This window comes from Leucobacter celer subsp. astrifaciens, from assembly GCF_001273835.1.
Classification (GTDB): Bacteria; Actinomycetota; Actinomycetes; order Actinomycetales; family Microbacteriaceae; genus Leucobacter; species Leucobacter celer.
In genome coordinates this window covers 87371-101025 of sequence record NZ_JHEI01000134.1, presented here as the reverse complement: position 1 = coordinate 101025, position 13655 = coordinate 87371, and the positions used below count along the sequence as shown (strand labels likewise).

Genomic DNA, 13655 nt, shown 5'->3' with positions numbered 1-13655 from the left:
TAGCGCTGAACCGCACCGCACCGCCCGGCCGCGTGCGAACCCGCCGCGCCTCACATGAAGCGGCTCGGCGCGCGCTCGAACTGCACGGCCCGGATCCCGAGCGTGACGGCCCGCGCCAGCATGAACACGATCGTGAACCCGATGGTGAGCGCGACGAGCGCCGCCGTGCCGCTCGGCACCAGCGTGGTCAGGACCCAGAGCGCCGGCAGGTAGACCGCCAGGTTCACGAGGCTCGTCCACGCCAGGTAGCGGGCGTCGCCGGCACCCATGAGCACTCCGTCGAGCACGAAGACGAGGCCCGCGAGCGGCAGCGAGATCCCGAGCACCAGCGCAGCGGGCGGCAGGATCGCGAGCACCCGCTCGTCGCTCGTGAAGACGCGTCCGATCACGGGGCTCGTGGCGGCGAGAAGGATCCCGAACCCGACCCCGCAGGCGACGCCCCAGAAGACGGTGCGCCGCACGATGAGCCTGGCTCGCTGCTCGTCGCGTCGTCCGAGCGCGTCGCCCACGAGCGCCTGGGCGGCGATCGCCAGCGCGTCGAGCGCGAAGGCCGCGGTCGAGAACACGGTGAACACCACCTGGTAGCCGGCGGTCGCCGCGGTGCCGTGGCTCGTCGCCGCGAATACGGTCGCCAGCAGCGCCGCCCGCAGCCCGATCGTGCGGATGAACAGCCAGCCGCCGCTGCGTCCCGCGTGCGCGATCCCGTCGCGGTGGGGGAGGAGGCCGGATCCGGCCCGCCGCGCGTGCCGCACGATCACCAGGAGGTAGACGGCCACCATGCCCCACTGCGCGAGCACCGTTCCCCACGCGCTGCCCGCGATCCCGAACCCGAGGCCGTAGATGAACCACCAGTTCAGCAGGGCGTTCGCGGTGAAGCCGATGCCGGCGACCGCGAGCGGAGTGCGGGTGTCCTGCAGGCCCCGCAGCAGGCCGCTCGCGGCGAACACCACGAGCATGGCGGGGATGCCGATGCACGAGATCGTGAGATAGGTGAGGGCCTGCTCGGAGGTCTCGGGCGATGCCCCGAAGGCGGTCACCAGCGGCCCGCTCGCCGCCCACAGGACGGCACCGACCGCGATCCCGATCCCGAGCGCCAGCCACAGTCCGTCCACGCCCACCTGCACCGCGCCGCGCAGGTCGCCGGCTCCGCGGCGGCGCGCGACGAGCGGGGTCGTGGAGTAGGCGAGGAAGATCATGAGACCGACGGCGGTCTGCAGGATCGCGGCCGCCACCGCCAGCCCCGCCAGCGGCGCCGCGCCGAGGTGCCCCACGAGCGCGGAGTCGACCACGAGGAACAGCGGCTCGGCGATGAGCGCGCCGAGGGCCGGAAACGCGAGGTTCGCGATGCTGCGATCGATGCGCTTGCGGTCGGTGGGCTCGTGCGCGACCCGCGCGGAGCCGGCGTGCGGCGTCTGGCGCGCCTCCTGGCGCTCGTCGAAATGCGGGTCTGGCATGTCGACCACGCTAGCGCCCTCCTCTGACGTCGAGGGTGCGGTTGGTCGAGGGCGCGGCTACGAACATCCTCACGGTGTTCTGCCGCCGCGTCTGATGCGGAATGATGTCAGGGCCTGCGGATAGGCTGGGCCCATGACCGACGCAGCTCCCGCCTCGCCCGCTTCAGGTATCGACCTCGCCGAACTCGACCCCGCCGTCCGCCCGCAGGACGACCTCTTCCGGCACGTCAACGGCAAGTGGATCGAGCGCACCGAGATCCCCTCCGATAAAGCGCGCTACGGATCGTTCGCGGTGCTCGCCGAGAACGCTGAGGAAGCGGTGCGCGACATCATCACGGGCACCGCCGCGCCCGCTGCCGGCCTGGTCGAGGGCGGCACCGACGCCGAGGCCGACAAGGTGGCCGCGCTCTACGCGAGCTTCATGGACGTGGAGCGGGCCGACGAACTGGGTGCGGCACCCATCGCGGCGGATATCGCGCGGGCGCTCGCCGTCGCATCGGTGCCCGAGCTGGTGGCGCTCGTCGGCGAGCTCGAGCGGCAGGGGCTCGGCGGCTTCTACGGCATGTTCGTCGACAACGACCCGGGTGATCCCTCGCGCTACATCGTGTTCGTGATGCAGGGCGGTATCGGGCTGCCCGACGAGTCGTACTACCGCGAGGAGCAGTTCGAGTCGATCCGCGAGCAGTACCGCGCGCACATCGCGCGCATGCTCGGCCTCGCGGGAGTGGCCGACGCCGAGCGGCTCGCCGGCCTGGCCTACGAGCTCGAGCGCCGTATCGCCGCATCGCACTGGGACAAGGTCGCCAGCCGCGACATTCAGAAGCTGTACAACCTGCGCACCTTCGAGGGGCTGCGCGAGATCACGCCGCAGCTCGACTGGCCCGCATACCTCGCCGCGATGGGGGCGCCGGAGACGGCCTTCGCAGAGGTCGTCGCGGCCCAGCCCGAGGCGCTCGCGGGGCTCGCGGAGCTGCTGGCCGACGAGGAGCTGGAGGCCTGGCGCGCGTGGCTGGTCTGGGCGATCGTGCGAGGATCGGCCGCGCTGCTGTCGCAGGAGATCTCGCGGGCCAACTTCGACTTCTACGGCACCGCGCTCACGGGAGCGCCCGAGCAGCGGGACCGCTGGCGCCGCGGCGTCTCCTTCGTAGAGGGGGCGATGGGCGAGGCCGTGGGCCGGCTCTACGTGGAGCGCCACTTCGACGAGTCGTCGAAGGCCGTGATGGACGAGCTCGTGGGTCACCTCATCGAGGCCTACCGCGATTCGATCCAGCGGCTCGAGTGGATGGGGGCCGACACGCGCGCCCGCGCACTCGAGAAGCTCGACCGCTTCACCCCCAAGATCGGCTACCCCGTCAAGTGGCGCGACTACTCGGTGCTCGCCGTCGACTCGGGCGACCTCGTGGGCAACTCGCGCCGCGTCTCCGAGTACGAGTTCAAGCGGGAGCTGGACAAGGTGGGTCGACCGATCGACCGCGACGAGTGGTTCATGACGCCGCAGACGGTCAACGCCTATTACAACCCCGGGTTCAACGAGATCGTGTTCCCCGCCGCGATCCTGCAGCCGCCGTTCTTCGACGCCTCGTGGGATGCGGCCGTCAACTTCGGTGCCATCGGAGCGGTGATCGGCCACGAGATCGGGCACGGCTTCGACGACCAGGGATCCCGCTACGACGGTGACGGCAAGCTCACCGACTGGTGGACCGAATCGGACCGCGAGGCGTTCGAAGCGCTGACCGGCGCGCTCATCGGCCAGTACAACGCGCTCTCGCCCGAGGGCGCCGACGGCCAGACCGTCAACGGCGAGCTGACGATCGGCGAGAACATCGGCGACCTGTCGGGGCTCGAGATCGCGTGGAAGGCCTACCTGCGCTCGATCGAGGGTGCCGAGCCCCCGGTGGTCGACGGGCTCACGGGCGCCGAGCGCTTCTTCCTGGCGTGGGCGCAGGCGTGGCAGCAGAAGTCGCGGCCGGAGGAGACGGTGCGGCTGCTGACGATCGACCCGCACTCGCCCAACGAGTTCCGCTGCAACCAGATCGTGCGCAACCTCGCGCCGTTCCACGAGGCCTACGGCACGCAGCCGGGCGACGGCCTCTGGCTCGATCCGGCGGAGCGCGTCAGCATCTGGTAGCCGGCGTCGTGTAGCAGCGCACTGCGCTACACTCGCAGGCAAGTGACACGGGGTGCCGCCATGCGCGGCTGAGATCACACCCGTCGAACCTGATCTAGTTCGTACTAGCGAAGGGATGTCGCAATGAGCGATCCTGTTTTCCGCACGCCCGGCGACCTCGTGGAGGCCGCAGCCGACCTGCTCGCAGAGCTCAGGCGGCGCCAGCCGCTGACGCACAGCATCACCAACAGTGTGGTGACGAATTTCACGGCCAATGCGCTGCTCGCACTGGGCGCCGCCCCGGCGATGGTCGACATCGTGGGCGAGGCGGGCCCCTTCGCGAGGGTCGCCGACGGGCTGCTCGTGAACCTCGGCACCCCGACACCCGAACAGCGCGACGCCATGCGCGAGGCGGTCGCGGCCGCCGCGGATGGCGGCACGCCGTGGGTGCTGGATCCGGTCGCCATCGGCGCGCTGCCGATCCGCACCGCGCTCGCCGCAGAGCTGGCGGCGGAGCGCCCCACCGCGGTGCGCGGCAACGCCTCCGAGATCCTCGCCCTCGCCGGTCTCGGCGCCGGAGGCCGCGGAGTCGACGCCGCCGACAGCCCAGATGCGGCCGGCCCCGGCGCCCTCGCCCTCGCGCAGCGCCTCGGTGGCGTGGTCGCGGTGTCGGGGCCGGAAGACCTCATCACCGACGGCGCGACTATCGTGCGCGTCGCGAACGGGCACGAGCTGCTCACGCGGGTGACGGGCGGCGGGTGCGCGCTCGGCGCCGTGATCGCGGCCTTCCTCGGGGCGCGCGGCGACCGCGCGGCGATCGAGGCGGTCGTCGCGGCGCACGTCGTCTACGGCATCGCGGCGGAGCGGGCCGCGGCCCTGGCCGCGGGATCCGGAACCTTCGCCTCCCACCTCCTCGACGCGCTGGGTGCGGTCTCGCCCGAGGACGTGCGCGCGGGCGCGCGTGTGCGCGATGAGGATCCCGAGCCGCATCGGGCTCGGCTCGGCGAGATGGCCGCTGACGCCTCGGCGCCAGCCGTCCCGGGATCCCTCGTCCCGGCGGAGGCGGCCGGATGAGCCTCGGCCTTTACCTCGTCACCGACCGCGCGCTGTGCGGCGCGCGTGGTGTCGTCGAGACCGTGCGCCGCGCGGTCGACGGCGGGGTCGGCATCGTGCAGCTGCGCGAGAAGCACGCCGACGACGCCGAACAGCTGCGACAGGCCGAGCGGATCGCGGCGGCGATCGACGGCCGCGCGACCTTCGTCATCAACGACCGCCTCGACGTCGCTCACGCCGCACGAGAGCGCGGCATTCCCGTCGACGGCGTGCACCTGGGGCAGGGCGACGCCGCGGCGCTCCGGGCCCGTGAAGAGCTCGGACCCGACGCGATCATCGGCCTCACCGCCAACACCCCCGAGCACCTCGCCGCGCTCGCGCGCCTGCCCCGAGGCACGGTCGACCACCTCGGGGTCGGAGTGATCCGCCCCACCAGCACCAAACCCGATCACCCGCCCGCCCTCGGCATCGAGGGCTTCGCGCTTCTCGCTGCCGCAGCCCCTGTGCCGTGCGTGGCGATCGGCGGCGTCGGCCTCTCGGACGCGGCGCAGCTGCGGCGGGCCGGAGCCGCCGGGATCGCTGTCGTATCGGCCCTGTGCGCAGCACCCGATCCCGAGCTCGCGGCGCGCGAGCTACTGGCGGCATGGAACGAGGGAGCGGACCGCGGGGCGCCGGGCGGCATCGAGACGAGCGGAGCGAGTCGATGACCACCACCGAGAACATCGTCAACGTGCTGGCGATCGCGGGCAGCGACCCCTCGGGCGGCGCCGGCATCCAGGCCGACCTGAAGTCGATCGCTGCCGGCGGCGGCTACGGCATGGCCGTCATCACCGCGCTGACCGCGCAGAACACCCGCGGTGTGCGCGACGTGCACGTGCCGCCCACCGCATTCCTCACCGCGCAGCTCGATGCCGTCTCGGATGACGTGCGCATCGACGCCGTGAAGATCGGCATGCTCGCCGATGCCGAGGTGATCGAGGCCGTCGCCGACTGGCTGCGCCGGGTGCGTCCGCCGCACGTGGTGCTCGACCCCGTGATGATCGCGACGAGCGGCGACCCCCTGCTGGAGCCCGGCGCGGCCGAGGCGCTGCAGCGGATGATCCCGCTCGCCGACCTCATCACTCCGAACCTGCCGGAGCTGGCCGTGCTCGTGGGCGAGCCCGAAGCCGAGACCTGGGAGGCGGCGCTGGATCAGGCCCGCCGCGTCGCAGCCGCCCACGGGGTGCTTGTGCTCGCGAAGGCGGGGCACCTGCCAGGCGATCTCGCCCCCGACGCGCTGGTGCGCCCCGAAGGAACGGTCGTCGAGTTCCCCGGCACGCGTATCGCCACCGAGAACACGCACGGCACTGGCTGCTCGCTGTCCTCGGGCATCGCGGTGCGCGCGGCGCGCTTCAGAGGTGGGTGGGAGCGGGCCGCTCGTGAGACGAAGGCCTGGCTGCGTGAGAGCATCGCGGCGGCCGACGCGCTCTCGGTCGGTGCCGGGCACGGGCCCGTCAACCACCTCACCGGGCTCTGGTCGCGCGGCGGGCTCGAGACCTCGCCGACACCCGAGCGCCTCCGCGACGAGTGGTGGGACGGCATCTCTGGTATTCGGCGCGAGACCGACGAGCTCGCCTACATCCAGAGCCTTGCCGACGGCACGCTGCCCCGAGAAGGATTTCTGAACTACGTGGCGCAGGACGCCCTCTATCTGCGGGCCTACGCGCGCGTGCTCGCGCACCTGTCGACCTTGGCGCCGTCGCCGGAGGAGCAGATGTTCTGGTCGCGCAGCGCCCAGGGGGCGCTCCACGTCGAGTTCGAGCTGCATCGCGCGCGGCTCGGCGGGGTGCTCGATGTCACTGCGCCGCCATCGGCGGTCACCGACGGGTACATCAATCACCTCACCGTCGCGGGTACTCGCGGATACGCGGAGGCTGCGGCTGCAGTGCTGCCCTGCTTCTGGATGTACGCCGACCTCGGGACCCGTCTGGTGCGCGGCGAGTTCAACGAGTACGCGTGCTCTCCCGAGCATCCGTACGCCGAGTGGATCGCCGCCTATGACAGCCCCGAGTTCGAGGCCGACACCGAGCAAGCGATCGGTATTGTGACGCGGTTCGCCTCGCGTGCGACCCCTGAAGTGCGCGAGCGCATGTGGCGGGCCTTCGAGACTTCGGCGGTCTGGGAGCGGGAGTTCTTCGGGCAGACCGCCGTGGAGTGACCGGCAGGGGAGCGGGAGCGGATACGAGCGTCCTGCACCGCGTGCTGCCCTGACGCGGCGCCGGTACTGCGGCCGCTTGCTGCCCGAGCTGCTGCCCGGCCGGATCAGGCCCCGGGCATCTCCCCGGTGTAGAAGCCGTAGGTGGCGTCGGCGGCGCGGGTGGCGGCCTCGCGGTCGGCGCCCGCGGCGATGTGGGCCTTGCCCCAGCCGTCGGCCGCGGCCCGGTAGAACGCCTTGCCCTCGTCGGTGACGGCCCACGCCTCGGCCTCCTCGGGAGCGAGCGAGCCGTCGACCGCCCCGAGGTGCAGCGACAGGCCCAGGAGCCCGCCGTCCCAGCCCACGCCGGTCGCACCCGGTCCGAAGGTGTCCCACATGTCGGCCGGCACGTCGGCGACGCGGGCGGCGTGCTCGAGCTCGAAGCGGGTGCGCTCCGGCCCCTCGTCCGTGAGCCGGACCGTCACCCAGCTCATGCCGCCGCCGAACTCCCACGTCACGCGGTACTCGGCCGTGCCGTTTGACGGGGGAGCGCACTCGAGGACCTCTCCGCCGGCGTTGCCCTCGAGCTGGTAGCGCCCGCCGAGCCGAAGCTCGCCGGTGATGGGCAGGAACCAGCGCGCGATGCGCTCGGCGGTCGTCGCCGCATCCCAGACGTCCTCGATGCTCGCGGGGTACTCCTGTGCGAGGATCTGGATGCGCGTCTCCTCGCCGTCCACGTCCTCCGTGCGCAGCGCACGCGTGACGGCCTCGATCTGCTTCGATACATCGACCATGATCATTCCTTGCTCTCGTGGTGCCGGGGATCGACGGAGCGGGTGCTCCAGCCGGATGGTGTCTGCGGTGCGGGGTGCGCGGGATCGGGACGCGTGGCGCGGGGGCGGTCGTCGTCGCGATCCTCACCGGGCTGACTGGCACCGGGGCGCTCGGCCTCGAGCCGGCACTGCCGCTTCCCGCGCGCGAGTTCCGTGCCGAGCGCCGCGAGCGGCCCGCGCCAGAACCGCTCGAAGGAGCTCAGCCACTCGCTCGCCTCGCGGGGCCCCTCCGGGTCCACGGCGTAGAGCCGCCGGGTGCCCTCGGGGCGCACCGTCACGAAGCCGTTCTGCCGCAGCACGCGCAAGTGCTGGGAGACCGCGGGCTGGCTGATCCCGAACTCCCTGGAGATGACCTCGGCGATGGATCCCGCGGGCTCCTCGCCGTCGACGATGAGCTCGAGGATCCGCCGGCGGACCGGGTCTCCGAGAACATCGAGCGCGTGCATGCCTCTATTGTTCAACCGGAGCTTATATAAGTCAAGGGTGAAATAAGCGACCCGGGCGCTGCATCCTGACTACGAGTCCACGCCCGTCGCGGCCGAGCCGATGCTCGTGTGCGCGCTGCAGCTCGCGTCCTCGTGCGCCGCGCACGCTACGAACCGATCCCTGCAGGACGGATCCGCGCAGTTCGCCAGACGGTTCGACGCCGCGCCGCACACGACGCAGCGCCCCAGTACGGCGGCGCCGGGCGCGAAGTCCAGCGCCTCCCGGCCGTCGAAGACGGCGAGGGATCCCTCCCAGAGTCCGTCGTTGCCGAACCTCTCGCCGTAGCGGACGATCCCTCCGTCGACCTGGTAGACCTCCTCGAAGCCTCGCTCGCGCATGGCCGCGGAGAGGATCTCGCAGCGGATGCCACCCGTGCAGTAGGTGACCACCGGCCGCCCCTTGATGTCGTCGAAGGCGCCGCTCTCGATCTGGGTGATGAAGTCGTGCGTGGTGCGGGTGTCGGGCACGATCGCGCCCTTGAACCGCCCGATCTCCGCCTCCCACGCGTTGCGACCGTCGAAGAACACGACCTCGTCGCCGCGCTCCTCCACCAGCCGGTTCACCGACTCGGGCGAGAGATGCTCGCCACCGCCCACGACGCCGTCGGCGTCGACCCGCAGTTCGTCGGGGATCCCGAACGCCACCAGCTCGTCGCGCACCTTGACGCTGAGCCGGGGGAAATCGGCGATGCGGGCCCAGGGTGCCGCCCGATCGATGCCGTGCAGCGGTTCGGGCTCCGCCTCGGTGAGGCCGGTGCCGTCGCTCCACTTCACTTCGAGCCCCGCGAACGGGCCGTACTCGCGAGTGCGGCGCAGATAGCGCTTGCACGCGTCGATCTCGCCGCCCACAGTGCCGTTGATGCCGTGCTTCGAGATGATGATGCGGCCCCGCAGCCCCAGCGACTCGCACAGCTCCCGCTGCCACAGTCGCACCGCCTCGGGGTCGGCGACGGGGGCGAAGACGTAGTACAGCAGGATCTTGGGGTCGCTCACCCGACCATGGTAGTCGCGGAGGTGCGGTGCGGTGCCGGTCCGCGTCGTGCCGGAGCCGGGCCGGTGTTGATCCCGCGTCGTAGCGGCGTTGATCCCGCGCCGGGCCGGTGTTGATCCCGCGTCGAACCGGGGTCGATCCCGCGCCGCCCTCCCCGCCGCCAATGCGGAGTCCCGGATGGCTGCTTCGCATCTTCGCGTAGCAGCCATCCGGGACTCCGCATTCCGAAACCCGCTGCCGCCGGCGCACCACTTGCGCGCGCCGACCCCGACCGCGCACACTGGCAGCATCGGCTTCGTAGAACGCGGCCGCTACAGACAGCACGTCGGGCGTGGGACACCGGACCCGACCGAGCGAGAGGCCAACGATGACCGACGAGGCGGCACAACCGACGCAACCGGCACAACCCGCGCACACCCGCATGCACTCCGTCTCGCCCGAGACGCAGGACATCGTCGACCTGGTGCTCGACTACTCCCGCCGTCGTATCCTGGCGACCGACACCCCGCTCGACCACGCGGCCTCGCCGAGCGAGCTGCGGCGCCTCGCGGGCACCACGATCAGCGAGGAGGGCCTCGGCAGCCGGCGTGCGCTCTCGGTCTTCGAGCTGGTGCTCGCCCCGGCCTGCATCACGACCGATCATCCGCAGTACCTCTCGTTCATCCCGAGCGCCCCCTCGAAGGCGGCCGTCGCCTTCGATCTGGTGGTCTCCGCGAGCGCGCTGTACGGCGGCTCCTGGATGGAGGGCTCCGGCGCGGTGTACGCCGAGAACGAGGTGCTGGCGTGGCTGGCCGGCGAATTCGGGCTGCCCGCCGGCGCGGGCGGGGTGTTCGTGCAGGGCGGCACGATCGGCAATCTCTCCGCGCTCGTCGCGGCGCGGGATCACGCCCGCCGTGCGCGGGTGGCGGCGGGTCTCGGTCGGCGTCCTGAGGGCGGCTGGGCCGTGGTGTGCAGCGCGGAGGCCCACTCGTCGGTGAAGTCGGCCGCCGAGATCATGGACGTCGATGTCATCGCGGTGCCCGGTGGCGACACCGGTTCGCTGTCGGCCGCTGCGGTGCGCACGGCGCTCGAGGAGCAGGGCGAGCGGGTGTTCGCGGTCGTGGCCACCGGCGGCTCGACCAACTTCGGCATCGTCGACGACATCGCCGGCGTGGCCGCGCTCAAGGACGACTTCGAATTCTGGCTGCACATCGACGGCGCCTACGGTCTCACGGCGATGCTGTCGCCGCTCGCGCGCGACTCCTTCGCGGGCGTCGAGCGCGCCGACTCCGTGATCGTCGACCCGCACAAGTGGCTGTTCGCGCCGTACGACGTCTGCGCGCTCATCTACCGGGACCCCGAGCAGGGGCGCCTCGCGCACACGCAGCACGCCGAGTACCTCGACGTGCTGACCGATCGCGCGCTGTACGACCCCTCGGACTACTCGATCCAGCTGACGCGGCGCCCGCGCGGCCTGCCGCTGTGGTTCTCGCTCGCCACCTATGGCGCAGCGACGTACCGCGACGCTGTGACGCACTCGATCGCGCTGGCCCGTGAGATCGCCGAGGAGATCGAGCGGCGGCCCGGGTTCTCGCTGGTACGGCGGCCGCAGCTGTCTGTGGTCGTGTTCGAGCGCGACGGCTGGGAGAAGGCCGACTACGAGCGCTGGTCGGACGCGCTGCTCGAGGAGCAGCGGGCGTTCGTCGTGCCCAGCTCGCACGCCGGCCGCACCAACGCGCGCTTCGCGATCGTCAACCCGCTCACCACCTTCGAGCAGCTGAGCGCGATCCTCGACACCATGGAGTAGCCCTCCTGTCCCGGTTTCGCACCCGGCTCGTCCCCGGTGCCGCCCCCGGGGTTGCGACGGCGCCCGCCCCCGCATGAGATATGGGATCTGCGCAAGATATGCGATTCCGAGCGGTATCCACCAGATGTTCTGCAGATCGCATATCTTCGGCGGCGACCATCGGAGGCAGGGGCGCGGACGCTGCGAAAGTCCGGCGGAGCCAGCCGAATCCCGGCCTTGACCTTGACGTAACGTCAACTCCTACCGTGGAATGGTCCACCGGGAACGCGGCAACGGCACGAGAGGAGAGACCGACGTGGAGTACTCGATCCAGGAGACCGCCAGGGCTGCGGGGGTGACCTCGCGCACGCTGCGGCACTACGACGACATCGGTCTCGTGACACCGAGCCGCGTCGGCGGCAACGGCTACCGCTACTACGACGACCGCTCGCTCGTGCGGCTGCAGCGCGTGCTGCTGCTGCGCGAGCTGGGTCTCGGGCTCGAGGCGATCGGGCAGGTGCTCGCCGCGCAGGACGCGCAGTCGGCCGATTCGGCGGGGGATCCCGCTGCGGCCGAGGCGCGGATCCTGACCGCGCACCTGGACCTGCTGCGGCAGGAACAGGGACGGATCGCGGCCCAGATCGGCTCGGTCGAGCGCACCATCGCGGCGCTGCGGCGTCCGCTTTCCGGTGAGACATCGCACACAACGGAAAGAGAGGATCTCATGTCGGAGAACATGTTCGAGGGTTTCGACCACACGCAGTATCGCGAGGAGGTCGAGCAGCGCTGGGGCGCCGACGCGTACGCGAAGAGCGATCGCTGGTGGCGCGGTCTCGGTGAGGAGGGGCGGGCCGAGTGGCAGAGGCGGGTGGCGCAGCTGTCGGCCGACTGGTCCGCGGCCGCGGAGCGGGGAGAGGACCCGGAATCCCCGGCTGCTCAGGACCTCGCCCGTCGTCACGTCGAGTGGCTGCGGGGCGCTCCGGGAACCCCGGCTGCCGAAGCCGGCGGCGATGTCGCGGGCTACGTGCTCGGCCTCGCCGAGATGTACGTCGCTGACGAGCGCTTCGCCGCCAACTACGGCGGAGTCGAGGGTGCGGCCTTCGTGCGCGACTCGCTGCGCGCCTATGTGGAGCGCGAGCTCCGAGCCTGATCCCGAGCAGGGGTCGAGTCCGGATCGCCGACGGCATCGGCGGCATCGACAGCACCGGCGGTACCGGCGCCGTCGACGCCATCGGCTCCGTCGAGCAGCGCTCGGGCGGACTCGTAGGCGTCTGAGACGTCTCGGACCGGGAGGTCGAAGACTCGGCTGGGCCCGCGGCCCGCGGCGTCGGCGGGCCAGCCGGGATCGCCGGTGCGGGCGAAGGCGACGAGAGCGCCGTGCGCGGCGTCCGCCAGCACCTGCGGCGGATCCTCTCCGGCGACCCGGTCCACCCCGGGGGCGTCGAGGCGGTCGAAGAGGAAGGGAACGTCGCTGCAGTGACCGGCCCGCGGCGGGTCGGCCGGGTGCCATGCGAAGCGATAGCTCCACGTGGGGCCGGCGCCGGTCGCCGCCCGAGCCGCTGCCGCCCGGGGGACCCAGGAGCGGAGGATCGCGTCGGTGGCGTAGCGGCCGAGCAGCACCGCGGTGCTCTCGGTCGCCTGCGCGCGCGGCGCCGCGAGCCAGCGCCTCGCGGCCTCCGCCGAAGCTCCGAGCGCGCGGAGCAGAGCGCGCCTGGGGGCGCGGTCGAGCAGTCCTCCGGGATGGAACAGCCCGGTGATCTCATCGTCGGTGCTGCCGAGCACGAGCGGCACCTCCGCGTTCGCGCCCGACGAGACCGCGGTCACGGTGTCGCCGGGCACGATCTCGCCGTCCGCGACCGGACCCAGCAGGAGCCCGTCGCGCAGGATCTCGTGCAGATCGTGCAGCAGGTGCGGTGCCGCGGGCGCGGTGATCTTGGACTGCAGCTCAAGGAGGCGCGTCTCGGGCACGCTCTCGAAGCCGGCGAGGTCGGGTGCCACTCCTGCCAGGCGGGCGAGATGGTGCGCGCGCGATCGAGACGCGTCGAGAGAAGGATCGGCCACGGCTGCGGAGACCGCGTAGGCGCCCTGGAAGAGCCCCGCAGCGGCCGGTACACCGAGCAGCGTGAGCACGGCGCCGCCTCCCGCGGACTGCCCGGCGATCGTCACGCGAGAAGGATCGCCGCCGAATGCGCCGATGTGATCGCGCACCCACTCGAGCGCGCAGACCCAGTCGAGCACCCCGCGATTCGGCGCCGCCCCGTCGATCCAGCCGAATCCGGAGAACCCGAGCCGGTAGGAGATCGTGACCAGCACCACGCCGTCGCGGGCGAAGGACCGCCCGTCGTACCAGGGGCTTGCCGGCGACCCGGAGATGAAGCCACCGCCGTGGATCCAAACCACGACGGGCAGGGCGGCGGCGGGATCCGGGGTCCACACGTTCACGCTCAGTGTGTCATCGCCCGGCACGGCGTGCTCGGGGATGAGGGTGATCCCGGTCTCGCCGCGCTGCGGCGTCGCCCCGAACGCCGTCGCGTCGAGCACGCCGTCCCACGCGGAGCGCGGGCGGGGCGGTGCGAAGCGCAGCTCGCCGACAGGCGGCTCGGCGTATGGGATTCCCCGGAACACCGCGATGCGATCGCCGTTCGGATGCGAGGAATCGACCGGGGCCCAGTCCCCGCGCACACTGCCGGACGGGGTGCGGACGATCGGTGCCTCGGTCCCGAAGGGTGCAGCGCTGCTCATGCGGGCATCCTATCCGCAGCGCTCCCGCCCGGGTGATCCCGATGAGCGCGCG

At 71.9% G+C, this 13655-nt stretch carries 11 protein-coding genes and 1 riboswitch; of the genes, 6 read left to right on the top strand and 5 right to left on the bottom strand.

Going from position 1 to position 13655, the window contains the following annotated elements; translation table 11 throughout:
- Nucleotides 1-50 precede the first annotated feature (50 nt).
- A complete protein-coding gene (locus tag AMS65_RS04510; protein WP_083451522.1) occupies nucleotides 51-1454 on the bottom strand; it encodes an MATE family efflux transporter in 1404 nt (467 codons plus the stop codon).
- Between the two features lie 133 nt (nucleotides 1455-1587).
- Between AMS65_RS04510 and AMS65_RS04505 the strand changes: the two genes are divergently transcribed.
- The 4 genes from AMS65_RS04505 to thiD all read left to right on the top strand — a co-directional run bounded on the left by AMS65_RS04505 (nucleotide 1588) and on the right by thiD (nucleotide 6811).
- Complete coding sequence (locus AMS65_RS04505; protein WP_053382980.1) at nucleotides 1588-3582, top strand: M13 family metallopeptidase; 1995 nt, start codon at nucleotides 1588-1590, stop codon at nucleotides 3580-3582.
- A 38-nt stretch (nucleotides 3583-3620) separates the two neighbouring features.
- Nucleotides 3621-3715, top strand: a riboswitch (TPP riboswitch).
- Nucleotides 3706-4635: a hydroxyethylthiazole kinase gene (gene thiM, locus AMS65_RS04500; RefSeq protein WP_083451483.1), complete on the top strand. Its 930-nt coding sequence runs from the start codon at nucleotides 3706-3708 to the stop codon at nucleotides 4633-4635. It overlaps the preceding riboswitch by 10 nt.
- A complete protein-coding gene (gene thiE, locus AMS65_RS19015) occupies nucleotides 4632-5321 on the top strand; it encodes a thiamine phosphate synthase (RefSeq protein ID WP_083451482.1) in 690 nt (229 codons plus the stop codon). Before thiM ends, thiE begins: the two co-directional genes overlap by 4 nt.
- Entirely contained in the window at nucleotides 5318-6811 is a 1494-nt protein-coding gene (gene thiD, locus AMS65_RS04495) for a bifunctional hydroxymethylpyrimidine kinase/phosphomethylpyrimidine kinase (protein ID WP_169787569.1), read from the top strand. Before thiE ends, thiD begins: the two co-directional genes overlap by 4 nt.
- A 104-nt stretch (nucleotides 6812-6915) precedes the next feature.
- Here thiD and AMS65_RS04490 read toward each other — a convergent pair whose 3' ends face one another.
- The 3 genes from AMS65_RS04490 to AMS65_RS04480 all read right to left on the bottom strand — a co-directional run bounded on the left by AMS65_RS04490 (nucleotide 6916) and on the right by AMS65_RS04480 (nucleotide 9098).
- Nucleotides 6916-7581, bottom strand: a complete 666-nt coding sequence (locus AMS65_RS04490; protein ID WP_053382979.1) for an SRPBCC domain-containing protein — start codon at nucleotides 7579-7581, stop codon at nucleotides 6916-6918.
- Nucleotides 7582-7583: 2 nt separating this feature from the next.
- Nucleotides 7584-8066 carry an ArsR/SmtB family transcription factor gene (locus tag AMS65_RS04485; protein WP_053382978.1) on the bottom strand — a complete coding sequence of 161 codons (483 nt, stop codon included), beginning with the start codon at nucleotides 8064-8066 and terminating at the stop codon, nucleotides 7584-7586.
- A 69-nt stretch (nucleotides 8067-8135) separates the two neighbouring features.
- The gene (locus AMS65_RS04480; protein WP_053382977.1) at nucleotides 8136-9098 is read right to left on the bottom strand and encodes a tRNA uridine(34) hydroxylase; all 963 of its coding nucleotides are present in this window, start codon (nucleotides 9096-9098) and stop codon (nucleotides 8136-8138) included.
- A gap of 365 nt (nucleotides 9099-9463) precedes the next feature.
- Between AMS65_RS04480 and AMS65_RS04475 the strand changes: the two genes are divergently transcribed.
- A complete protein-coding gene (locus AMS65_RS04475; RefSeq protein ID WP_053382976.1) occupies nucleotides 9464-10882 on the top strand; it encodes a pyridoxal phosphate-dependent decarboxylase family protein in 1419 nt (472 codons plus the stop codon).
- A 295-nt stretch (nucleotides 10883-11177) separates the two neighbouring features.
- Nucleotides 11178-12011, top strand: coding sequence for a MerR family transcriptional regulator (locus AMS65_RS04470; RefSeq protein ID WP_053382975.1), 834 nt, complete (start codon nucleotides 11178-11180; stop codon nucleotides 12009-12011).
- Here the strand turns inward: AMS65_RS04470 and AMS65_RS04465 are convergent.
- Nucleotides 11984-13603, bottom strand: coding sequence for a carboxylesterase/lipase family protein (locus AMS65_RS04465; RefSeq protein WP_075200845.1), 1620 nt, complete (start codon nucleotides 13601-13603; stop codon nucleotides 11984-11986). The genes AMS65_RS04470 and AMS65_RS04465 overlap by 28 nt on opposite strands.
- Between the last annotated feature and the right edge of the window lie 52 nt (nucleotides 13604-13655).